Annotated in this window: 18 protein-coding genes; 10 read left to right on the top strand and 8 right to left on the bottom strand. The window is 71.9% G+C overall.

Annotated elements, in window-relative coordinates:
- Positions 1-14: 14 nt before the first annotated feature.
- From ACZ7LK_RS12775 to ACZ7LK_RS12760, 4 genes are all read right to left on the bottom strand, one after another.
- The gene (locus ACZ7LK_RS12775; protein ID WP_392272858.1) at positions 15-530 is read right to left on the bottom strand and encodes a MarR family winged helix-turn-helix transcriptional regulator; all 516 of its coding nucleotides are present in this window, start codon (positions 528-530) and stop codon (positions 15-17) included.
- A 221-nt stretch (positions 531-751) separates the two neighbouring features.
- Positions 752-1177 (bottom strand): DUF6003 family protein, encoded by a 426-nt coding sequence (locus ACZ7LK_RS12770; RefSeq protein WP_392272859.1) that lies wholly within the window; start codon positions 1175-1177, stop codon positions 752-754.
- An 86-nt stretch (positions 1178-1263) separates the two neighbouring features.
- Positions 1264-3747: a GAF domain-containing SpoIIE family protein phosphatase gene (locus tag ACZ7LK_RS12765; RefSeq protein ID WP_471140219.1), complete on the bottom strand. Its 2484-nt coding sequence runs from the start codon at positions 3745-3747 to the stop codon at positions 1264-1266.
- Between the two features lie 80 nt (positions 3748-3827).
- Positions 3828-8342, bottom strand: coding sequence for a HAMP domain-containing protein (locus ACZ7LK_RS12760; RefSeq protein ID WP_392272861.1), 4515 nt, complete (start codon positions 8340-8342; stop codon positions 3828-3830).
- A 407-nt stretch (positions 8343-8749) separates the two neighbouring features.
- On the opposite strand from ACZ7LK_RS12760, the gene ACZ7LK_RS12755 reads away from it, so the two are divergent.
- The gene (locus tag ACZ7LK_RS12755; protein ID WP_392272862.1) at positions 8750-9100 is read left to right on the top strand and encodes a PRC-barrel domain-containing protein; all 351 of its coding nucleotides are present in this window, start codon (positions 8750-8752) and stop codon (positions 9098-9100) included.
- Between the two features lie 408 nt (positions 9101-9508).
- Here ACZ7LK_RS12755 and ACZ7LK_RS12750 read toward each other — a convergent pair whose 3' ends face one another.
- Complete coding sequence (locus tag ACZ7LK_RS12750) at positions 9509-10012, bottom strand: MarR family winged helix-turn-helix transcriptional regulator (RefSeq protein ID WP_392272863.1); 504 nt, start codon at positions 10010-10012, stop codon at positions 9509-9511.
- A 102-nt stretch (positions 10013-10114) separates the two neighbouring features.
- On the opposite strand from ACZ7LK_RS12750, the gene ACZ7LK_RS12745 reads away from it, so the two are divergent.
- Positions 10115-11281 (top strand): PP2C family protein-serine/threonine phosphatase, encoded by a 1167-nt coding sequence (locus ACZ7LK_RS12745; RefSeq protein WP_392272864.1) that lies wholly within the window; start codon positions 10115-10117, stop codon positions 11279-11281.
- Positions 11282-11373: 92 nt separating this feature from the next.
- Here the strand turns inward: ACZ7LK_RS12745 and ACZ7LK_RS12740 are convergent, their stop codons facing one another.
- Complete coding sequence (locus tag ACZ7LK_RS12740) at positions 11374-11811, bottom strand: ATP-binding protein (protein WP_392272865.1); 438 nt, start codon at positions 11809-11811, stop codon at positions 11374-11376.
- Positions 11812-12037: 226 nt separating this feature from the next.
- Between ACZ7LK_RS12740 and ACZ7LK_RS12735 the strand changes: the two genes are divergently transcribed.
- Together ACZ7LK_RS12735 and ACZ7LK_RS12730 are read left to right on the top strand one after the other, a co-directional pair.
- Positions 12038-12253: a hypothetical protein gene (locus ACZ7LK_RS12735; protein ID WP_392272866.1), complete on the top strand. Its 216-nt coding sequence runs from the start codon at positions 12038-12040 to the stop codon at positions 12251-12253.
- Positions 12254-12335: 82 nt separating this feature from the next.
- The gene (locus ACZ7LK_RS12730; RefSeq protein ID WP_392273267.1) at positions 12336-13514 is read left to right on the top strand and encodes a PP2C family protein-serine/threonine phosphatase; all 1179 of its coding nucleotides are present in this window, start codon (positions 12336-12338) and stop codon (positions 13512-13514) included.
- A gap of 7 nt (positions 13515-13521) precedes the next feature.
- Here ACZ7LK_RS12730 and ACZ7LK_RS12725 read toward each other — a convergent pair whose 3' ends face one another.
- Positions 13522-14751 (bottom strand): DUF418 domain-containing protein, encoded by a 1230-nt coding sequence (locus ACZ7LK_RS12725; protein WP_392272867.1) that lies wholly within the window; start codon positions 14749-14751, stop codon positions 13522-13524.
- Entirely contained in the window at positions 14748-15809 is a 1062-nt protein-coding gene (locus tag ACZ7LK_RS12720; RefSeq protein ID WP_471140211.1) for an alpha/beta hydrolase family protein, read from the bottom strand. The genes ACZ7LK_RS12725 and ACZ7LK_RS12720 overlap by 4 nt, the downstream gene beginning before the upstream one ends.
- A gap of 123 nt (positions 15810-15932) precedes the next feature.
- Here ACZ7LK_RS12720 and ACZ7LK_RS12715 point away from each other — a divergent pair, with 123 nt between their 5' ends.
- From ACZ7LK_RS12715 to ACZ7LK_RS12690, 6 genes are all read left to right on the top strand, one after another.
- Positions 15933-16571: a GNAT family N-acetyltransferase gene (locus tag ACZ7LK_RS12715; protein WP_471140209.1), complete on the top strand. Its 639-nt coding sequence runs from the start codon at positions 15933-15935 to the stop codon at positions 16569-16571.
- A gap of 125 nt (positions 16572-16696) precedes the next feature.
- Positions 16697-17527, top strand: coding sequence for a PaaX family transcriptional regulator C-terminal domain-containing protein (locus tag ACZ7LK_RS12710; RefSeq protein ID WP_471140646.1), 831 nt, complete (start codon positions 16697-16699; stop codon positions 17525-17527).
- Between the two features lie 852 nt (positions 17528-18379).
- The gene (locus ACZ7LK_RS12705; RefSeq protein ID WP_471140206.1) at positions 18380-19285 is read left to right on the top strand and encodes a nucleoside-diphosphate kinase; all 906 of its coding nucleotides are present in this window, start codon (positions 18380-18382) and stop codon (positions 19283-19285) included.
- Positions 19278-20033, top strand: coding sequence for a YqcI/YcgG family protein (locus ACZ7LK_RS12700; protein ID WP_469463294.1), 756 nt, complete (start codon positions 19278-19280; stop codon positions 20031-20033). Before ACZ7LK_RS12705 ends, ACZ7LK_RS12700 begins: the two co-directional genes overlap by 8 nt.
- A complete protein-coding gene (locus ACZ7LK_RS12695) occupies positions 20030-21151 on the top strand; it encodes a GNAT family N-acetyltransferase (protein WP_471140203.1) in 1122 nt (373 codons plus the stop codon). The genes ACZ7LK_RS12700 and ACZ7LK_RS12695 overlap by 4 nt, the downstream gene beginning before the upstream one ends.
- On the top strand, positions 21148-21669 hold the full coding sequence (locus tag ACZ7LK_RS12690) for a hypothetical protein (protein ID WP_392272873.1): 522 nt from the start codon (positions 21148-21150) through the stop codon (positions 21667-21669). The genes ACZ7LK_RS12695 and ACZ7LK_RS12690 overlap by 4 nt, the downstream gene beginning before the upstream one ends.
- The last annotated feature ends 4 nt before the right edge of the window (positions 21670-21673 follow it).

The following is a 21673-nucleotide window of genomic DNA, read 5'->3' as shown; positions in this document are numbered from 1 at the left end:
GGTCACGGGGCGGCTCAGGCGGTCTCCACGGACTCCACCGTCGCCGGGGCACCGCCGTCCGTACCCGCCGCCGCCTCGCCGTCCTCGAGGGCGAGGCGGAAGCCGTTCAGGCCGGTGGCGAGTGCGGCGCGTTGTGCGGGTGGCATGGCGGAGATGACGTCGAGCAGGGCGGTCTGGCGGCGGGCGCGGAGGTCTTTGAGGTAGCTTTCGCCGCGGCTGGAGAGGCGTAGTTCGAGTTCGCGGCGGCTGGCGGTGCTGGGGGAGCGTTCGATGAAGCCGAGGGCGTCGAGGCGGTCGCACATCCTGCTGATGGAGGAGGGTGCGGAGCCGAGGTCGTCTCCCAGGGTGCGCAGGTTGATGGGCCGGTCGCGGTCCAGGATGTAGAGCACGCGTAGCTGTGAGGAGGAGACGGGGGCGGGCGAGGTCATGTCCCGGCCCTTGTTCCACAGCACTTCGAGCAGCTCGATGACTTCCCGCGCGGCGTGGGCGGCGGCATCCCGGTCGGCACCTGGAGAAGTCTCGGAATGCATGTCATCAACTGTGACACTTCGCAACGGCCTTGTCAGGGGCTGGGACACGTGACCCTCCTTGGTACCGCTGATCGACAACCTCGACGTACGACTCGTCCGTGGCACCGCGGGACGCTTCCGAGCCGCGGGCCAGCCTATGCCCCCGTCGCGGGGCCCCCGGGGGCTTGCCGCCCCGGGGCACGCGGGGCGCGGCGAGCACCGGGACGGGGACACGACGGCCGTCAGGACTGGAGCAGCCGGCCGATGTCCTGCGGGTCCAGGCCCGTGAGCAGGGCGATGCGTTGCGCCGGCACACCGGCCGTGAAGGCCCGGTGCACCAGGGCCTCCCAGTCCTGCGTCGTCTCCCGGAACTCCAGGAGCTCGGTCTCCATCTCGGTGACCGTCTGCGGCGCGCACTCCTGGCGGACCCGCGTCTCCTCCTCCTCGCTCAGCGGTACGGGAAGGCGCTCGGCGTCCTCGGGGATGAACACCTCCGCGTCGGCGGGCAGCACCCGGAGCTGCTCCGAGGCGGCGGGCACCTCGTGGGCCTGGAGCCAGGCGCGTACGGCCGGTGTCTCGGCGCACTCCAGCGGGCCGACCGCCGCCAGGGCGGCACCCAGCCGGGGGCGCCGGTCGGGGAGCAGGAACAGGTACGCGTCATCGGCCATCGGGTGCATCGCCTTCTTCCGTCGGTCCTGAACAGGGGGCGTCGCCGCCACCGGCTCCGTATGCCCCGGCACACGGAGCCGACGCGTCAGACGACCTGGATACCGATGAGACAGGTGTCGTCGTCGGTGTCCGACTTGCTGTGCGTGAGCAGACCGTCCAGCCGCTGCTCGAGGGTGGTGGTCGGTATACGGGCGTTGGTGAGCAACTGGGCCAGGGAGTCCTGGACCGACTCGTCCCGGCGCTCCACCAGTCCGTCGGTGTACATCAGCAGGGTGTCGCCCGGCGACATCTGGAGTTCCTCCTCCTCGTAGGAGGTCTCCGCCAGGGCGCCGAGGAGTATGCCGCTGACGGTGCGCAGCGTGGTGGCCTTCTGGCCCCGGATCAGCACCGGCGGGAGGTGCCCCGCCCGGGCCCAGCGCAACGTGCCCTTGTGCGGGTCGTACAGACCGCAGACGGCCGTGGCGGTGACGGGCTCGGTCAGGTAGTGGGCCACGATGTTCAGCCAGGACAGAAGCTGCCCGGGGCCCGCACCGGTGACGGCCAGACCGCGCATGGCGTTGCGCAGCACCACCATGCTCGTGGCGGCCTCTATCCCGTGCCCCGCCACGTCCCCCACGCACAGCATGACCTGCTTGGAGGGCAGGACGACGGCGTCGTACCAGTCCCCGCCCACCATGGACTCGGACTCGGCGGGCCGGTAGCGCACGGCGATCTGGAGGCCCGGACTGTCCAGCGGCGCCTGGGTCGGGGGCATGATCGCGTGCTGCAACTGGAGCGTGAGCCGGTTGCGTTCGGCGGCCTGCTGCTCGGTGTGGGCGAGCTGGTCGCGGGTCGCCGCCAGCGCCACCTCGGTCCAGTGCTGCGCGGAGATGTCCTGGTAGGCGCCCCGGACCGCCAGCAGCCTGTGGTCGGCGTCCAGGACCGGCTCGGCGATCACCCGGATGTGCCGGGTCACCCCGTCCGGGCGCTGGAGGCGGAAGGCGGCCGACGCCGGCCGGCGGTGGTGCAGCACCGCCCGCAGGAAGCGCCCGATGGACACCGCGTCGTCCGGGTGCGCGTGCGCGGCGAGCTCCGCCAGGGGCACGGGCCGCGTGGTGTAGGGGAGGCCGTACAGGTCGAAGAGCTGGTCGTTCCAGACGATCTGGCCGGTGGCCACGTTCTCCTCGAAACCGCCGATCCGGCCCAACCGCTGGGCGTGCTGGAGGAGGTTCGCCAGCCGTGCCGCCTCGTCCTCCACGCGCCAGATGAGCAGGACGCTGCTGCCGTGCCGGCTGGCGCTGATGTCGACGACGGCGCTCAGGGGAACCTGGTCGACCAGGGCGGTCAGCGTCATCCGCTGGGCCCGGAACGGCTCACCGGTGGCGTAGACGCGCTCGATCTTCTCGAACAGCTCGCTGCCGCCCATGGCCATGGGGTACGCCTCCAGCAGCAGCGCCCCGTGCACCGCGTTGCGGGGACGGCCGGCCGGATCGACGAAGTGGTCGTTGACGTGGTGGATGCGGAAGTCGGCGAGCTGGCCCTCGGGGGTCAGGAAGGGGACCAGGACCAGCGCCGGGTCGTACAGCCCTTCCACCAGGTCCACCAGCTCGGTCAGGTCCGGCATGCCCGTCCAGGCGTCCACCGACGGCGGGCCCACCGTGCCGGGCCGGCCCTCCAGGGTGTGGGCGCAGAGCTCGGCGAGCGCCTCGATCTGCCGCACGATCTGCGGCGGCTGCGGCTCCAGGGGGCCGGGCCAGCAGATCTCCAGGATCCCGTGGATCCGGCCACCGGTTCCCGCGGGGACGGCGATGCGCCCGCCGCCGGGGTTGCGCGTCCAGCCGATGGACGGCGGGCCCGCCGCGGACAGGGAGGCCGCGCGGACCGCCTGCCGCCGGCTCAGGGCCTGACGGGCCAGGGTGGCCACGCCCGGCGGTACGTACCGCCAGCGGCCCGCCTCGTCGGCCGGGAACCCGGCGTACCCGGCCAGGGTCAGCGACGCGTCGGAGCCGACCGTCCACACGGCGACCGCGACGGCGCCCAGCGGGGTCAGCGCGTGGGCGAGCAGCGATTCGGCCACCGCCTGGGTGTCCCCGGCCGCCAGGGCGCCGCTCTCGGCCGTGCGCAGCCGTACGCCCACCGAGGCGCCGTCCTCCTCGTCGGTGTCCGCCTCGCCGCTCGTCCTGCGGACGAAGCCGGTGGCGATCTCGGTGACGTGGTCCCGGGCCGCCTGGTTGACGATGTCCGCCGCGAGTTCCAGCTGCGAGACGCCCGACTCGTCCGCCAGCGCGGCCAGTTGCTGGGCGGCCACCGTGGGGCCGCAGCGGAGCCGCTCGATGAGCACGCCCTTGGCCAGCTCGATCAGGGCACGGCCGTCGGCCGCCGCCTGCGCCGCCAGGATCTCGCCGCGCAGCCGCTCCACGGTCGCGGCCAGTCTGCCGACTCCCTGCGCCTCTCCGCCGGGGACGGCCGGTGCCGTCGGTTCCGCACCGGCCTGGACCGGGACGTGCGGGGAGGGCCGGCCCGGCGGGAGGCCGGGCGTCGGCGACTCGTCCTCCTGGACGGGTCGCCCGGGATACTCAGGAGTGCTCACGGTGTTGCTGACTCCTCGGTCGGCAAGGACGGGGGACGGCGCGGGGACGCGGGCCCGGCCAGGGCCCGCGTCGTGGTACCTCAGGCGGGCAGCCACCGCCCGATGCAGGCGATGAGGTCGTTGGCGTCCACCGGCTTGGTGACGTAGTCGCTCGCCCCCGAGGCCAGGCTCTTCTCCCGGTCGCCCGGCATGGCCTTGGCCGTCACCGCGATGATCGGGAGCTGGGCGTAGGCCGGGTCCTCCCGGATCGCCAGGGTCGCGGCGTAACCGTCCATCTCGGGCATCATCACATCCATCAGGATCAGATCGACCTCGGGGTGCTCGCGCAGTGCCTCGATCCCCTTGCGGCCGTTCTCGGCGTGCAGCACCTCGATGCCGTGCAGCTCCAGGATGCCGCTGATCGCGAACAGGTTGCGGGCGTCGTCGTCCACCACCAGTACGGTACGCCCGGTGAGGGTGCCGTCGACGGGCTGGGAGGACTGCTGGCGTGTCTCGTCGGCGCGCACCAGCGGCAGGACGTCCCCCGGTTCCTCCGCCGACAGGTGCAGCGCGATGCGTTCGCGCAGCTCGTCGAGGCTGGAGATCAGCTCCAGCGGCCGGGTGGCCGACCGGGACTCCAGCTTCTCCTCCTGCGCCCGCTCCAGGCGGCGGCTGTTGTGCGCCAGGACCGGCACCGTCGTCACCGCCGGGTCGCCGTCCATGGCGTCCAGGAACTGCGTGGCCGCGTCCTTGGGCATGTCCAGCTCCAGGACGACGCAGTGGAACGGGCCGGCGGCCAGGCTCTCCGCCGCCTCCTGCGCGCCCACCGCGCTGATCACCTCGATGTCCGACGTGCGCTTGGCGAGGTCGCCGTTGCCGGACAGGTCGGACACCGCGCTCTCGGCCACCAGGGACAGCAGGCCCCTGTTGCGCTCCTCGACGACCAGGAGGCGCCGCTTCTGCCGTGGCACGGGCGTCGGGCGGACCGGTGCCGCGCCGCTGTCGGCGGACTCGGCCGCCCCGGCCGCCGCCTCCAGGGCGGGGCTGCCCGCCGTGCTGGTGCTGACCTCCCAGTCGCCCCGCGCCACCGGCAGGTAGAGGGTGAAGGTGCTGCCCCGGCCCAGGGTGCTCTCCGCGGTCACCGCGCCACCGAGGAGGTGGGCGATCTCCCGGCTGATGGAGAGCCCCAGTCCGGTGCCGCCGTACTTGCGGCTGGTGGTGCCGTCGGACTGCTGGAAGGCGCCGAAGATGGCCTCCAGGTGCTGCTCGGGGATGCCGATGCCGGTGTCCTTGACACGGAACGCCATCACCGGCCCGCCCCGGTGGACCGACGGCGGCAGCTCGCCTTCCGCGGCCATCTCGATGCGCAGCTCGACGCTGCCCCGCTCGGTGAACTTGACCGCGTTGGACAGCAGGTTGCGCAGCACCTGCCGCAGCCGCGAGTCGTCGGTCATCACATCGGTCATCACACCCGGAGCGGTGCTGATGGTGAAGTCGAGGTTCTTCTGCGTGGTCATCGGCCGGAACGTCGCCTCGACGTAGTCGAGGAGCTGCCGCAGCGCCACGACCTCCGGGTTGATGTCCATCTTGCCGGCCTCGACCTTGGACAGGTCCAGGATGTCGTTGATGAGCTGGAGCAGGTCGGACCCGGCCGAGTGGATGATGCCCGCGTACTCGACCTGCTTGGGGGTCAGGTTGCGGGTCGGGTTCTGCGCCAGCAACTGGGCGAGGATGAGCAGGCTGTTCAGCGGGGTGCGCAGCTCGTGGCTCATGTTGGCCAGGAACTCCGACTTGTACTTGGAGGCGAGGGACAACTGCTGGGCGCGCGCCTCCAGTTCCTGCCGGGCCTGCTCGATCTCCAGGTTCTTGGTCTCGATGTCGCGGTTCTGGGCGGCCAGCAGCGCCGCCTTCTCCTCCAGCTCCGCGTTGGACCGCTGGAGCTCCTCCTGCTGCACCTGGAGTTCCTCGGAACGGGCCTGGAGCTCGGCGGTCAGGCGCTGAGACTCGTCCAGCAGCTCGTCGGTGCGGGCGTTGGCGACGATGGTGTTGACGTTGACGCCCAGCGTCTCCATGAGCTGTTCGAGGAAGTCCCGGTGCACCGGGGTGAAGGTGGTGAACGACGCCAGCTCGATGACGCCGAGGACCTGGTCCTCCACGACGATCGGCAGGATGATCAGGCTGGCCGGGGCGGACTCGCCGAGTCCGGAGGACACGCTGACGTAGTCGCCCGGCAGCTCGTCGACGGCGATCGTACGGCGGCTGCGCGCGGCCTGGCCGACCAGGGACTCGCCGAGTCTGAAGCGGGCGTGGCCGGCGAAGTCGACGGGACGGCCGTAGGAGCCGACGAGCGTCAGCTCCGTCCCCTCCTGGGCCTCCTCGGCGAGGTAGAAGGCGCCGTACTGGGCCGACACCAGCGGCGTCAGCTCGTCCATCACCAGCTCGGCGACCACGGCGAGGTCCCGGTGGCCCTGCATCAGACCGGAGATGCGGGCGAGGTTGGACTTGAGCCAGTCCTGCTCCTGGTTGGCCAGGGTGGTCTCGCGCAGTGACTCCACCATGGAGTTGATGTTGTCCTTGAGCTCGGCGACCTCGCCGGAGGCGTCGACGGTGATGGAGCGGGTCAGGTCGCCCTCCGCCACCGCGCTGGCCACCTCGGCGATGGCCCGCACCTGCCGGGTCAGGTTGCCCGCGAGTTCGTTGACGTTCTCCGTCAGGCGCTTCCACGTGCCCGACACGCCCTCGACCTCCGCCTGCCCGCCGAGCCGGCCCTCACTGCCCACCTCGCGTGCCACACGGGTGACCTCGGCGGCGAAGGCGGAGAGCTGGTCGACCATCGTGTTGATGGTCGTCTTCAGCTCCAGGATCTCGCCCCGGGCGTCGACGTCGATCTTCTTCGACAGGTCGCCGTTGGCGACGGCGGTGGTGACGAGGGCGATGTTGCGCACCTGATTGGTCAGGTTGTTCGCCATCGAGTTGACGTTGTCGGTGAGGTCCTTCCAGGTGCCCGCCACGTTGGGCACGCGCGCCTGGCCGCCGAGCATGCCCTCGGTGCCCACCTCGCGGGCCACACGGGTGACCTCGTCGGCGAACGCGGAGAGCGTGTCCACCATGGTGTTGATCACCCCGGCGAGCGCGGCGACCTCACCCTTCGCCTCGACGGTGATCTTCTGCGACAGGTCACCCCGGGCCACCGCGGTGGCCACCTGGGCGATGGACCGCACCTGTCCCGTCAGGTTGGAGGCCATGACGTTGACGTTGTCGGTGAGGTCCTTCCACGTGCCCGACACGCCCCGGACGGTCGCCTGCCCGCCGAGGTTGCCCTCGGTGCCCACCTCGCGGGCGACGCGGGTGACCTCGTCGGCGAAGGCGGAGAGCTGGTCGACCATCGTGTTGATGGTCTCCTTCAGCTCCAGGATCTCGCCCCGGGCGTCGACACGGATCTTCTGCGACAGGTCTCCCTGTGCCACCGCGGTGGTCACCTCGGCGATGGAACGCACCTGGGCCGTCAGGTTGTCGCCCATGACGTTCACCGACTCGGTGAGGTCCTTCCAGGTGCCCGAGACGCCCTTGACGTCGGCCTGCCCGCCGAGCCGCCCCTCGGTGCCGACCTCGCGGGCGACGCGGGTGACCTCGTCGGCGAAGGCGGAGAGCTGGTCGACCATCGTGTTGATGGTGTTCTTCAGTTCCAGGATCTCGCCGCGGGCCGTGACGGTGATCTTCTGGGAGAGGTCGCCCTTGGCCACCGCGGTCGCCACCTGGGCGATCGAGCGCACCTGGGCGGTGAGGTTGCCGGCCATGAAGTTCACCGAGTCGGTGAGGTCCCGCCAGGTGCCGGAGACCCCCTTGACGTCGGCCTGGCCACCGAGGATCCCCTCGGTGCCCACTTCCCTCGCCATACGGGTGACTTCGTCGGCGAACGACGACAACTGGTCGACCATCGTGTTGATGGTGTTCTTCAGTTCCAGGATCTCGCCGCGCGCGTTGACGGTGATCTTCTGCGACAGGTCGCCCTTGGCCACCGCCGTGGTGACCTGGGCGATGTTGCGGACCTGGTCGGTGAGGTTGCCGGCCATGAAGTTCACCGAGTCGGTGAGGTCCCGCCACACGCCGCCGACGCCGGGCACCTCGGCCTGGCCGCCCAGCCGGCCCTCGCTGCCGACCTCGCGGGCGACGCGGGTGACCTCGTCGGCGAAGGCGGAGAGCTGGTCGACCATCGTGTTGACGGTGTCCTTCAGCTCCAGGATCTCGCCGCGCGCGTCCACGTCGATCTTCTGCGACAGGTCGCCCTTGGCCACCGCCGTCGCCACCTGGGCGATGTCGCGGACCTGGGTCGTGAGGTTGCCCGCCATGGCGTTCACCGAATCGGTGAGGTCCGCCCAGGTGCCCGACACGCCCGGCACCACCGCCTGGCCGCCGAGGGTCCCCTCGGTACCCACCTCCCGGGCCACACGGGTCACCTCGGAGGTAAACAGCGACAACTGGTCGACCATGCCGTTGAAGACGGTGGCGATCTCGCCGATCAGCCCGTCTTCCTCATCGGGAAGCCTGGTGCCGAAATCCCCGTCGCGCACCGCCGTGAGACCCGCCAGCAACTGCCGGAGTTCCGTCTCACCCACCTTGCCGCCCCCTCGGGAGGGCCGTGACCGCGGCACGGCACGTGCACCTTCGACCGCCGTCTCAGCCATGACCAACCTCGTTCCGCTCAGATCCCGCGACGAAAAGATCGAACCGGCGCACACCCAGGATCGAGGGAGCGCGCCGTCATACCATTCTTTCGACACTTAACCATTGCCGTACGACAAATACGCCGCAGGCTAACCCACGTGGCATCACGAGAGCAATCGGGGCCCAAGGCGCACTTCCCGCCAGTCCCGGCCGAATCCGGCGGCCCCGGGGGCAGGCGCCGCGGCCCCCGCGGCCCGTGCGGGGGCGCATGACCGTCCGGCGCCCGGGAAGAAGCGCGGCCAGGAGTGAAGCACACCACCTGAGCATGCCCCACAGCGGGCCGCACCAAGGGAGCCGTATGTCCGAAAGCCTCTGGGAGTACCCGTCCGTCCTCCGCCACATCGACCCCGCACAGCTCGAGGGCTACGAGGTGGAGGCGACCGACGGGAGCATCGGCAAGGTCGACAGGCACTCCGGTGCGGCCGGATCCGCCTGCCTGGTGGTCGACACCGGTCCGTGGATCTTCGGCAGGCGCGTGCTGCTGCCCGCCGGCACGGTGACCGAGATCGACCTCGAAGAGCACATCGTACGTGTGGACCGCACCCGCGAGCAGATCGACAACGCCCCCGGGTTCGACCCGGCCGAGCACCTCGGGAACCCGGAGTACCGCCGACTGCTCGGCGGCTACTACGGCACCCCCGCCATGTGAGGGGCGGTCACCCGGGAGGGTGGTCCACCGGGCCGTGACGCCCGGCACCGCCCTGCCTCCAGGGCGGTGCCGGGCCGCCCTGGAGGCAGGCCACGGCGTTCCGGTCGGCGGACCCCGACGGCGCCGGCCCGGGCGGGGCACCGGCTCGGTGGCGAAATGGTGGGTATGCACCGGAACGGCGACGTCGAGTGCGCGGAGCGGGTGCCGGTGGGGCCACCGTGGCGGACGGGCGGGGGTGCGGGTGAACGCAAGGTGACGCGAAGAAACAGTTGCCGTTTGACAACTATGCGCCGCAGGAAACACTCTTGCCTCGTGCGAGTCGCTCTGCGTGCTCCGTCGATGACCGCGCGCCCGAGAACCGAAGGCAGGTGACTGTGTACCCGGCGACATGCCGACCGCTTCCAGTGGTCATGCGGACTCGGCCGTGCCGTCCTCGTCCGTGCCGTCGGATCTCTCCGTGGTGTCCTCGAGGGCGAGGCGGAAGCCGTTCAGGCCGGTGGCGAGTGCGGCGCGTTGTGCGGGTGGCATGGCGGAGATGACGTCGAGCAGGGCGGTCTGGCGGCGGGCGCGGAGGTCTTTGAGGTAGCTTTCGCCGCGGCTGGAGAGGCGTAGTTCGAGTTCGCGGCGGCTGGCGGTGCTGGGGGAGCGTTCGATGAAGCCGAGGGCGTCGAGGCGGTCGCACATCCTGCTGATGGAGGAGGGTGCGGAGCCGAGGTCGTCTCCCAGGGTGCGCAGGTTGATGGGCCGGTCGCGGTCCAGGATGTAGAGCACGCGTAGCTGTGAGGAGGAGACGGGGGCGGGCGAGGTCATGTCCCGGCCCTTGTTCCACAGCACTTCGAGCAGCTCGATGACTTCCCGCGCGGCGTGGGCGGCGGCATCCCGGTCGGCACCTGGAGAAGTCTCGGAATGCATGTCATCAACTGTGACACTTTGCAACGGCCTTGTCAGTCGCTGGGACATAAGAGGCCATCCACTCCTTCTACTCTTTCTTCCCGAACAGGTGGTAATCGAACGGTGGACAGATTCTCGGCTGTGGAACGCGCGCTGCGCGGGGCCCCGCCCCACGCTCTCCTGGAAGCAGTACGGGACGCGCTCATCACCCACTACACGGCCGTCTCCGTCGACCTGCTCATGGCCGATTACGCGATGACCATACTGCAACCGGTCAATGCCCTCCCTGTCACCACCGAGCCCGTTCCCGTCCACGCCAGCGCTCCCGGACGCGCCTTCGGCTCCCAGCGGCCGCACGTGGAGAAGCGCGTCCCCGGCGCCGACGTGATCGCCCACCTCCCCGTCAGTGTGCGCGGCGACCGCATCGGCGTGCTCACGGTCCGCCTCCCCGAGGACGCGTACACCACCGCCACCGAGCGGGAGCTGCACGACATCGCCGAGGTCCTCGGGCACGAGATCGTGGTGGCGGAGCGCGACACCGACCTGTACCTCCAGGCCCGCCGCGCCAGCCGGCTGACCCTCGCCGCCGAGATGCAGTGGCAGCTCCTGCCCGGCCGCTCCTGCTCCCGCCCCGAGTACGAGATCGGCGCACAGCTCGAACCGGCCTACGCGATCTACGGCGACAACTTCGACTGGTCCGCCTCCGCCGACCATCTCACCCTCACCGTCACCAACGGCATGGGCGAGGGCATCGAGGCGGCCATCCTGACCAGTCTCGCCATCAACGCGCTGCGCAACGCCCGCCGCGCCGGCCTGTCGCTCGCCGACCAGGCGTTCCTCGCGGACCAGGCCATCTACGGCCACTACCACGGAGCCGCGCACCTCTCCGTCCTCCTGCTCCGCTTCGACCTCGCGACCGGGCAGGCCGAGATCGTGGACGCCGGATCGCCGAAGATGTGGCGGCTGAGGCAGGGCAAGGCGGAGCCCGTCGCCCTCGAGGCCCAGCTCCCGCTCGGCATGTTCGAGGACACCAACTACGCGCCCCAGTCCTTCAGCGTGCAGCCGGGCGACCGCCTGTTCTTCCTCAGCGACGGGGTGTACGACGTCGCCTCACCGGCCGGCGAGCGCTACAGCGAGCAGGCCCTCACCCGGGCGATGGCCGCGACCCGGCTGCTCCCGCCCTCCCAGGTGCCCCGCGCGGTGCTCCAGGAGCTCGCCGGACACCGCGGGTCCATCGACGCCGATGACGACGCCATGGTCGTCTGCCTCGACTGGCACGGCCGCCACTAGCCCGCGGCCCGGCCGGACCCCCTCCCCGGCCGGGCTCGGGGAAGGCGGCCCGGAGGCGGGGCGGCCCGGCGCCCACCGGAGCGGCCCGGCGCCTACCAAGGCAGGAAGACGTGCACCTCTTTGCCGTCCTCCTGGAGCAGTACGCTGACCTCGCCCAGCGCCTGGACGATCAGCCAGCCCAGCCCGCCGGGCTTCCCGGCCGAGCTGCGCGGCACCGGCCTCGGCGGCTCCGGGTTGCCGTCCCGGACCATCACGTGGACCCCGTCGAAGGTGCGCCGCACCCGCAGGGCGAAGGGCCCCGGAGCGTACTGGACGGCGTTGGCCGCCAGCTCCGTGACCACCAGCATCACGTCGTCCCTGCTGTCGGCCTCCGTGGGTGGATCGGAGCACCCGAGGGTGTCCAGGAAGAGACCCGCCGCCAGCCGTGCGTCCGTGACATTGCCGATGTCCCCGTCGAAACGTGCGCTCAGGCCCTCGGCGACGTCGCCGTGCACTCCGTTCCAGTCGTCCTTGAGTGGTCCGGAAACCATCCTTGACCTCCCGCCTGTCCGTCTGGTGTGAATTGTCCGCCTTCCCGGTCGCCGGTGATCTACTCACCGGCGATCGCCGCCTCACGCGACCGGCCGACCCGCCCCGCCCCACCGCTACCGGGAACCACCGGCGGCTACCGGGAACCACCGGCGGCGGGGCGTCGAGCGGCCGATCACGGGTATCCGCGCCGGTGACCTTCAGTCGTCCCACCGACCCGGAGCGCCGATGAACCTCGTCCATGCCGTTCCCACCCTGATGCTCGCCGCCGCCTTCCTCACCCTGGCGGCGATCATCGCCTCCCTCTGCTCCGCGAGCGGCCCCCGCGGGCGCGCCGGGGCCGGGGCGACGGACCGGCGCGGTGCCGTCCCGGGCGGTCACCGGCGGGACCGGCCGAAGGCCGCCGGGACGGGCATGCGGCGCCCCGCCGGTTCTGGTCGGTGACCGCGGGCGGCCCCGGGCCGCCCGGCCTAGACTGAGGCAGGTGGAGCCCCTACCGTCGCCCCAGGGAAACACCGTGCAGGACGTGGACAGGCTCACCGCCGTCGACCGGGCCCTGCGGGCCGCCGCGCCGCACACGCTCCTCGAAGTCGTCACGACCGCCCTGACCCGGGAGTACGGGGCCGACCGCGTCGACCTCAGGCTCGCGGACTACGGGGTGCGGTCCCTGCAAGCCGTCGAACGGGTGCCGTGGGCCAGCGAACCGGTCGCCATCCACAACAGCCCGGAAGGCCGCGCCTTCGGCTCCCAGGAGCCGGTGGTCGTCGCCGACGAGGCGACCGGCGCGACCGACGTGCACCTGCCGGTCACCATCCGCGGCGACCGGCTGGGTGTCCTGTCGGTGCGGCTGCCGGCCGGCCGGCCCGTCACGGAGGTGCTGCCGGAGATACAGCACATCGGCGAGGCGCTCGGCCACGAGATCCTGGTCGCCGAACGGGACACCGACCTCTACGTCCTGGCCCGGCGCGCCGCCCGTCTCACCCTCGCCGCCGAGATGCAGTGGCAGCTCCTGCCCGGCCGTGCCTGTTCCCGCACGGAGTTCACCATCGGGGCACACCTGGAACCGGCGTACGCGATACTCGGCGACAACTACGACTGGTCCATCTCCGCCGACCACCTGACCCTCACCGTCACCAACGGGATGGGCGAGGGCATCGACGCGGCCCTGCTGACCAACCTCGCCGTCAACGCGCTGCGCAACGCCCGTCGCGCCGGCCTCGACCTCGCCGGCCAGGCCGCCCTGGCGGACCAGGCGGTCTACGCCCAGTACCGCGGCCGCTCCTATGTGTCGGTGCTCCTCCTGCGCTTCGCGCTCGAAACGGGACAGGTCGAGGTGGTCGACGCGGGATCACCCCGGGCCTGGCAACTGCGCGGAGGCGTGGTGGAACCCCTCCACTTCGAGGCCCAGTTGCCCCTCGGCATGTTCGAGGACACCCAGTACCGGCCGGAGTTCTTCACCGCGGAACCCGGTGACAGGCTGCTGTTCGCCAGCGACGGCGTCTACACGACCCCCTCGGCCACGACCGGGGAGGCGTACGGGGAGCAGGTCCTGGCTCGGGCGCTGAGCGCCGCCCGCCTGCTGCCTCCCACCCAGGTGCCGGCCGCGATGATGCGCGAACTCACCGCCCACCACGGCGACAACCCGCTGGACGACGACGCGCTGGTCATCTGCCTGGACTGGCACGGGCGTCCCGCCCAGGCCTGACCGGTCGCTAGCGGGCTCCGGTCCTCCGCCAGGCGGGCCGGGCGAGGTTGGTCCAGGCCCGCAGCACCCATTCGACCGGCCCGTACGGATGGCGGGCGAGCCACCACCGGCAGGCCACCGCCTGGACGGTGAACAGCGCGACGGCGACGCCCGCGACGCCCGCGGGCGGCACACGGCCGACGAGCCCGGCTCCGTATCCGGTGAACAGCAGGGCGCACACCAGTGACTGTGTCAGGTAGTTGGTGAGCGTCATCCGCCCGGCCGGTGCCAGCGCGGCGGTCACGGTACGGGCGCGGGGGCCGTGGGCGAGGCGCAGGACGGTGGCCGCGTACGCGGCGGCCAGCAGCGGCGCGGTGACCACGTCGACGCCCACGGCGAGGAGGTGGTAGGCGCTCCCGGGGCGGGTCGAGGCGGCGTGGGCGTAGACCGCGCCGCCGCCCAGTCCCACGGTGAAGCCCCAGACCTGGAGGCGTTTCAGCACCCGGGTGTGCGGGGCGATGCCGTCCAGCGCCCGGTGCTTGCCCGCGGCCAGGCCGAGGAGGAAGGCGGCGAGCGCCGCCGGCGCCTGGAAGAACACCAGCATGAGCACGACGTCCGGCAACTGCTCCAGGTGGGCCGCGACGACCGAGGCGGCGTCCCCGCGCAGGGCGTCGGTGGCCGCGGCTCCCTCGGCCGCCGCCGCGGCCCGGTCCGGGCCGCCGCCACCGGCCGCGCGCAGGGCCATCGCGAGCAGCGCGAAGGCGGCGGCGGTGACGGTGAGCAGCGCCACCGCGAGACGTACGGCCGTACGCGGTGCGATGCGCCGGAGCGCCAGCAGGACCAGGCCGAGGACGGCGTAGGTGGTGAGGATGTCGCCGGGGAACAGCAGCACGGCGTGGGCGACGCCCAGGAGGAACAGCCCGGCCAGGCGGCGGAGGAAGCGGGGGGCGAACCGCGCCCGGGCCCGCGCGGCGGACGCCAGTTGCAGGGTGAAGCCGTAGCCGAACAGGAACGAGAACAGCAGGAAGAACTTGGCCTCGAAGAACATCGCCACCAGTGCGCGTACCGCGTGGTCGACGGGGCCGTCGAAGCCGGGGTCCTCCACACCGGTGCCGTGGTGGGCGGAGGCGAGGTAGGTGATGTTCACGATCAGGATGCCGAAGAGGGCGAAGCCGCGCAGCGCGTCCACCGCGGCCAGGCGCCCGGTGGCCGTCCCCGGGGCGCCGGCCGGGGGAGCGGTGCCGGTGGTGCTGGTCATGCCGCCCCCTTCCGGACGCCCAGGCGCGCGACGTACCCGGACTGGTCGGCGAGGAACCCGTCGGTGTACAGCTTCCTGGGTGCGAGGACGGCGGTCAGCGTCAGACGCCACTCGGACCCCTCCACGTCGTGGTCCACCAGGGAGTGGGTGGCGCCGGGGTAGCGGGCGACCCGGAGGGAGGCGGCCGGCAGGACCCGGCGGTAGACGGCCTCGGTCTCGGCGACGTCCACGTTGACGTCGTGGCCGGCCAGCACCAGCAGGACGGGTGTGCCGCGCATGGCCCGCAGGTCCGCGGTGGCGTCCGACGTGAAGTTCCGGGCGATGAAGGACCATCGCGCGGCTGTCATCCCGTCCCCGTCGCCGACCGTGTCCCGGTACTCGGCGAAGGGCGCGCCCCGTTCGAGCAGACGCAAGGTGGTCTCCCGGCGGCGCAGCGCCGCTCGTGTCTCCCGGGGCGTGGCGCCGTCGCGGCGCAGCTCGGCGAGGAGGTTGTACCGGCCCTGGCGCAGCCAGTTGACCGCCGGGGAGACGGCGATGACGAACTGGAGGCGCGGGTCGCGCGCGGCGACCTTGGGCAGCACCCAGCCGGCCTGACTGGCGCCCCACAGCCCGACCCGCCGCCCGTCGATGTCCGGGCGGCTCCGCGCCCAGGCCACCGCGGCCAGCGTCTCCGAGGCCCGGTCCGCCATGCTCTGGTCCAGCCAGTCGCCCTCGGAACCGCCGGTACCGGGCTTGCTGAACGACAGCGAGGCGTACCCGGCCCGGGCGAAGGACTCCCACATCGGGCGGTAGAACGTGTCGTGTGTGGCGTCGACCGGTCCGTCCCCGTGGACGAAGACGACCACGCCGAACGGCCCGTCACCCGTCTCGGGAAGGGCGAGCACGCCCTGGAGCAGTTTCCCCGCGTGCCGCAGCGACACCTTCTCCTCCCGTAGCGCGTAGGTGTTCTGCCACACCGTCACCCCGGCGAGCCCGGCGGTCACCACCAGGGCGGCCACCACCGTCCACACCGTCCAGCGCCACCGGCGTCGTTCGGGCATCCGCAGTCGCACCGACATCCCCACCCCTCAAAATCGTTCGTGTTTGAAACGCTCGTTGTCAGCATGAACGTATTACACTCGACCATGCAAGGGCGATCCGCGCAAGGGCGCCCGTGGAGAAGGCGGAAGGGGAGGAGCGGCATGGTGTCGACGGATGGCAGGAGGCCGGCGGCGGTACGCAGGGGCGTGCCCGAGGGTGAGGAGGAGCGGGTGGCGGCGCTGTACTGGGAGGCGTTCGGCCGCAAGCTCGCCCCCGCCCTCGATCCGCCCGAGGTGGGGCGTCGGTTCATCGCGGACCACCTGCGGCACGACCGGGGCGTGACCGCCCTCGTCGGGGGCCGGGTGGTCGGAGTGGCGGGATACCGGCTCGGTGACCGGGCGCTGACCGGCGGCGGCGTGAAGGACGTGCTGTCGGTCTACGGCCTGTTCCGCGGCCTGCCCCGCCTCGCGGTCCTCGCCCTGTTCGAGCGGACGCCCGCCGAGGGCGAACTGGTGATGGACGGCATCGCCGTGGACGCCGCGCACCGCGGCGGCGGCATCGGCGGTCTGCTCCTGGAGGAGATCGCGGCGGTCGCGGCCGACCACGGCTGCCGCCGCGTCCGGCTGGACGTCATCGACGTCAACCCCCGGGCCAAAGCGCTGTACGAACGGCACGGGTTCACCACCGTCCGTACCGAGCGGACCCCGTACTTGCGCGGCCTGATGGGGTTCGGCGCGGTCGCGACGATGCACCGCCCGGTCACCGGAGCGGACGCCTCCGCGACGGGAGGGTCCCGGTGAACGCCCGCCCCACCACCCCGCGGACCACCGCGCCGGGCGGTTCGGACGCCACCGCGCCGGGCGGCCCGGACGCCGCCGCCCCGGGTGCCGCCGACCCGGCCGGCGGTCCGGAGATCCCCACGCGACTGCTGGTGCACGCCCTGGTCCGCGAGGACGGCACCGTCGACGCCGGCGAGCTCTACACCGTCGCCGGGCTGCTGGGCATGACCGACCAGCAGGTCAGACTGTGCGTCAAGCGCCTCGTCGGCGAGGGCCGCTTCACCCAGGAGGGCCGTGGCCGCAAGGCCGTCCTCCGCGCCGTCGCCGACGTCACCGGGGCCCTGGCGCCGGACGCCGCGTACGTCCGCCACGCCTACCGGCAGGACGCCGGGCTCGCCCCGTGGGACGGGACCTGGCACCTGTTCGCCTTCGCCGTCCCCGAATCCCGCCGCGCCGCGCGCGACGCCCTGCGCGAGCACCTCCTCCACCTCGGTGCCGCCCCCGTCCAGAGCGGGCTGTACGTCACCGCCCACGCCGTCACCGAACTCGTCCGAGCCCACGCCGCCCACCTCGGCGTCCTCGACTCGCTGAGCTGCCTCAGCAGTACCGACCTGCGGATCGGCGACACCGCCGAACCGCGAGCACTGGCGGCCGCCCTGTGGCCACTCGACGAGATCGCCGACCGGCACACCCGTCTGGCGGCCTTCGCCGAGACCCGCCTCGCCCGGCTGACCCGGGGCCCGGAACCCTCGGACGCGGAACGGCTCACCTTCACCGTGGAGCTGGCCGCCCACTTCACCACGGCGATGACCCCCGACCCCCTCCTCCCTCCCGAACTGCTGCCCACGCCCTGGCCCGGCAGCCGGGCCCGCCGTCTCACCGCCGAGTGCTGGCGCCGCCTCTGTACCCCCCGACCGGCCGACGAGGCCCCTGCCTTGCGCCTGTTCGCGCTGTACGCCGACGCCCTGGACACCTGACACAACACAACGCAACGCGGCGCGGCACACGCCACACCACGCGGCGCAACGCAACACGACGCAACACGACACGGCCCTACCCCGGCACCGGTGCGGTACGCCGGGTGGAATCGGCCCCGTCGATCGGGGCCGATGTGGGCGATCTTGTATGCATAAGGCCGCGCACATATGGCGCTTCCGCTCCGGGGGCGCGGGGGAGAGGTGTCCGGATCCGTACCCCCGCCCCCCGGCAGCGCGCGAATGCGGCCACCGGACATCTCGATAGAAGGCCCCCACGGTGGTGCGAAAGCCCCGGGGATCGGCGGCCGCGGGATCGGGACGGCGCATATTCAGCCGTCAACTGTTCGGACGCTGGAAACCCTATAAAAGGGGCATTTCCGAGTGAAGATCGCCTCGCTCGCCCGTTCGATGGCGAGCGAACCCCCGGTCGACACCGTACGAAGTCGTGTCAAACAGGACGAGAGACGCCGGTGAGGCACCGTGGCCGGTCTGCCCCGGTCGCTCTCCTATTTCATTGACGCCCCTGGTGCGGCTACTTAGCTTGTTGTCGGTGGCCGGCACATCCAGCGAAAACAGGATGGCGGTCCGGTGAAATCGGCACTTCCGGCACGGGAAGGCCGTGAGCGGTGCGAGCGAGGGTGGTCACCATTCCTCCACACGCCCTTCACCGATCGCACGGACGGGGCTGTCGCCCATACCGGCGGCCACCGTGGTCCGGCACGTCCGACACATCCGACCGCAACGTCCCTTCTCCGCTTCACCTGCCTCGCGAACGAATGCTTCTGGAAGCTGTTCATGCATGCGTGAAAGGAAATAACAACGGTGGACTGGTCCCGCTCAGCAGTAGTGGTGGTGAGCCCTGATTCCTTCGTCCGGGGCCTGGGGCGCCGCATCGTCGACGAATTACTGGGCACCGGCTGCGAAGAAGTCGCGGCCAGGGTGGTGCAACCCGGAAGTCTCCTGCTGGACACCATCTACGACGACCTGGCGGCCAAGCGGATCCATTTCGGGACCTACCGGTACCGGGCGATCGACGCGCTGTACGGTCTGGGGCCGTCACTGGCCCTGCTGCTGCGCGGATCGCCCGGCATCCACCAGCGGTTCACCGACCTGAAGGGCTCCGGCCCCCTGGAACGGGCGCCCGAGTCGTCGCTCCGCCGCCGCTACGGCGCCGTGAACACCATCCTCGGTCTCCTGCACGCCTCCGACAGCCCGGAGGAGGCCGAGCTGGACTGGCGGACCTTCTTCGCGCGGGAGTGGAACAACCTCGGCCGCAGCGAGCTGCCGGAGAGCCACACCCGGCCGGCGACCCCCGGGGCACGGGTGCTCGCCGGACTGCTCGACCGGCCCCAGGGCGCCCGTGAGGGCCGGGGATTCCTCCAGGTGCGCGACCAGTTCCGGCGTACCGTGATCGCGTACCTCTGGGAGCTGCTGCCCCCGTCCGAGGCCGCCCCCCTGGCCCGTGACCTGGAGCTGCTCGGCGACGGGCCCCTGGACGACCACCTCGTGGCCCGGTTCGCCAAGGGGCTGGACGGTGCCGCGGACCTGCTCGTGCGGCGGGCGCTCGCCTCCCGCTTCACCCCCGAGGACCCGCCGCTGGACACGCACCGGTTGTGGACCTCGCTGCGGGGACACGGCATCGAGGTCGACGACTGGTCCCGGGCGGTGCTCTCGACCTCCCAGTACTTCCCGCCCGTCGTGCACTCCGGGGCGGACCCGGCCCCCGCGGCGACCCCGGCCGGCAGCACCCATGGGTGAGACGAGGACGCCGAGGCTCTGGACGAGCGGTCGGGCCGTCCCCGCCACCGTGCCCGGGTGGGCCGCCCGCGAGCACCGGCGGGTCCGCGACACCCTGCTGGCGACCCGGCCCGCCCCGTACCCCTGCCATTTCGGCGTCATCGGCGAGAGCGGGAACTCCAACCACTACACGTACTGGGATCTGGGGCGTGATTCCGGTGCCGAAGCGGAAGCCGTGGCACGGGACCTGGAGGAATTCATCGCCCTTCAGCGCGGTCTCCCGGAGGAACGTCTTTCGCTCCTCATCATGGTCGGCCCGCCGGCCCCCGGTCGCGCCTTCTCCTGGTACCGGGACGTGTTCTGGCAGGTGCTTTCCGGACTGCACGCGTGCGACCGGGATCCACAGCCCCCGGACGTGCCGGACGACCCGGACGACCCGAAGTGGGAATTCACTTTCGCCGGAGAAGCGCTCTTCACCTTCGGTACCTGCCCGGCCTACGGCCCCCGGCGCAGCCGCGTCCTCGGCGAATGCCTGGTGATAGGAGTGCAATCGCGCATGGTCTTCCGTTCCATCAGCGGATCCACACCGGCCGGACGGGCGGCGAAGAAACGCATTCGCCGGAGCCTGGCCGCCTACGAGAACGTTCCCCTGCTCGCCGACTCCGGCGACGGTACGGGTTCCACCACGGAGAAATGGAAACAGTACTTCCCCGCGATCGACGGCCGGCCGCTGACCGGTTCGTGCCCCGTCCGGTGGGGGGCGCGGTGACGCGTACGGAAGCGGACGTACGCACGGCGCCCGCCCGGACGCTCGTCGTCGACCAGTCCCTCCCCCCGCGGTGGCCGGACCGGACGTTCCTGACCTCCCCCGCCTGGCTGACGATGATGGGGGACCGGCCGCCGGGCACCGCCCACTGGTTCCGGCTCGTGCAGGACGGCGTCACCGTCGCCGCCACCACCGGATACCTCATCGAGGACCCGCACTGCTACGAGGCGTTCAACATCCACGACCTCCTGTTCCGCGACCCGCCGGTCTTCCCCGACCAGCACAGGACGGCCGTCCCGCCACCCGCCCGGGCGGACCTGTTCCCCTTCCTCGCGATCGTTCAGCCCGGCTACGACGCCGAGGTGGTGACCGCCGGGGAACCGGCCGCCGAAGCGGTACGGGACCTCCTGGACGCCGTCGTGCGCTGGGCCCGGGACGCCGGTGCCGTGTGCGCCGCCGTGCTCTATGCCGCCGGGCCCGTCCTGCCGGCCGTCCTGCGCGCCGATCCGGGCTGGCACCACGTGCCCGGAACCGTCCGCTCCCTCCTCGACGTCCCGCCCGGCACCTTCGACGACTACGTCGCGGGCCTCACCAAGACCAGCCGCCAGAAGGTCCGGTGGGACGTGCGCGACCTGGCCCGGGCGGGGGTCCGCACGGCACCGGCAGAGGCGGCCGGACTCGGCGGGACGGAGCTGCGGCTGCGGCTGCGGCTCGTCGGGAAGTACGGGGGCTACAGCACGGAGGACATCGAGCGGTCCCGGCTGGAGAGGCTGACGTCGCTCTTCCCCGCCGACCGCCTCCGGCTGTTCCACAGCACCACGGCGGACGGCGACGTGGTGGGCTTCAGCCTCTTCATCGGCCACGGCGAACAGTGGCACGTGTTCTGGTGCGGCTTCGACTACGAGAACCCGGCCTCCCGAAGGACCTACTTCGACGCCATGTTCTACGCCCCGGTGCGGGCGGCGCAGCGGGAGGGCGTGCGGCTCGTCGACTACGGCCTCGGCTTCGAACGGAGCAAGAAGTGGCGGGGCTGCCGCGGAGCGGCACGGGACATCTGGGTCCGGGACCTCAAGGGGAGCCCGGCCCTCACCGGCGGACGGGAGGACCGGTCGTGCACATGAACGCCGCACAGCGGGCGGAGGAGGACTCCGCACTGGTCGAGGAGGTGTTCGCGGCCGGGTACGACTTCATCACCGGCGTGCCCGACTCGTATCTGGGCGGGTTCCTCGGCGCACTGGAACGGCACGGGCGCGCGGCCGAGTGCTACGTCCCGGGCACCCGCGAGGACAACTGCGTCGCGCTCGCCGTGGGCGCCCACCTGGCGGGCGCGACCCCCCTGGTGTTCATGAAGAGCGCCGGCCTGGGCACCTGCGTCGACGCCCTGACCAGCCTGGCACTGGTGTACCGGACACCCCTGGTCCTCCTGGTGTCCTGGGCGGGCCACGACGGGCAGGACGTGCCCCACCACAACGTCATCGGCGTACCGGCCCCCGCCGTGCTCGAAGCGCTCGGCATCCCGGTGCTGCGCTGCCGGTTCGGCGACCCCGCCGGCGTCGCGGAGCGGTTGCGCACCGCCCGCGCGACGGCGGCCGGCACCGGCGGACCCGTCGCGGTGCTCTGCGCACCGGAAGGAGAGTGAGACT

It is taken from the genome of Streptomyces sp. NPDC039423, from assembly GCF_055598725.1.
Note: the sequence above shows the minus strand (reverse complement) of the source record. Positions and strands in the feature narration are given on the sequence as shown.

Bases quoted from the DNA above. Each gene is read 5' to 3' on its own strand.
- ACZ7LK_RS12735 (WP_392272866.1), top strand. From the start codon at position 12,038: ATGAACCTCGTCCATGCCGTTCCCACCCTGATGCTCGCCGCCGCCTTC.
- ACZ7LK_RS12715 (WP_471140209.1), top strand. From the start codon at position 15,933: ATGGTGTCGACGGATGGCAGGAGGCCGGCGGCGGTACGCAGGGGCGTG.
- ACZ7LK_RS12755 (WP_392272862.1), top strand. From the start codon at position 8,750: ATGTCCGAAAGCCTCTGGGAGTACCCGTCCGTCCTCCGCCACATCGAC.
- ACZ7LK_RS12700 (WP_469463294.1), top strand. From the start codon at position 19,278: ATGGGTGAGACGAGGACGCCGAGGCTCTGGACGAGCGGTCGGGCCGTC.
- ACZ7LK_RS12750 (WP_392272863.1), bottom strand. From the start codon at position 10,012: ATGCATTCCGAGACTTCTCCAGGTGCCGACCGGGATGCCGCCGCCCAC.
- ACZ7LK_RS12740 (WP_392272865.1), bottom strand. From the start codon at position 11,811: ATGGTTTCCGGACCACTCAAGGACGACTGGAACGGAGTGCACGGCGAC.
- ACZ7LK_RS12720 (WP_471140211.1), bottom strand. From the start codon at position 15,809: ATGTCGGTGCGACTGCGGATGCCCGAACGACGCCGGTGGCGCTGGACG.
- ACZ7LK_RS12690 (WP_392272873.1), top strand. From the start codon at position 21,148: ATGAACGCCGCACAGCGGGCGGAGGAGGACTCCGCACTGGTCGAGGAG.
- ACZ7LK_RS12770 (WP_392272859.1), bottom strand. From the start codon at position 1,177: ATGGCCGATGACGCGTACCTGTTCCTGCTCCCCGACCGGCGCCCCCGG.
- ACZ7LK_RS12725 (WP_392272867.1), bottom strand. From the start codon at position 14,751: ATGACCAGCACCACCGGCACCGCTCCCCCGGCCGGCGCCCCGGGGACG.
- ACZ7LK_RS12775 (WP_392272858.1), bottom strand. From the start codon at position 530: ATGCATTCCGAGACTTCTCCAGGTGCCGACCGGGATGCCGCCGCCCAC.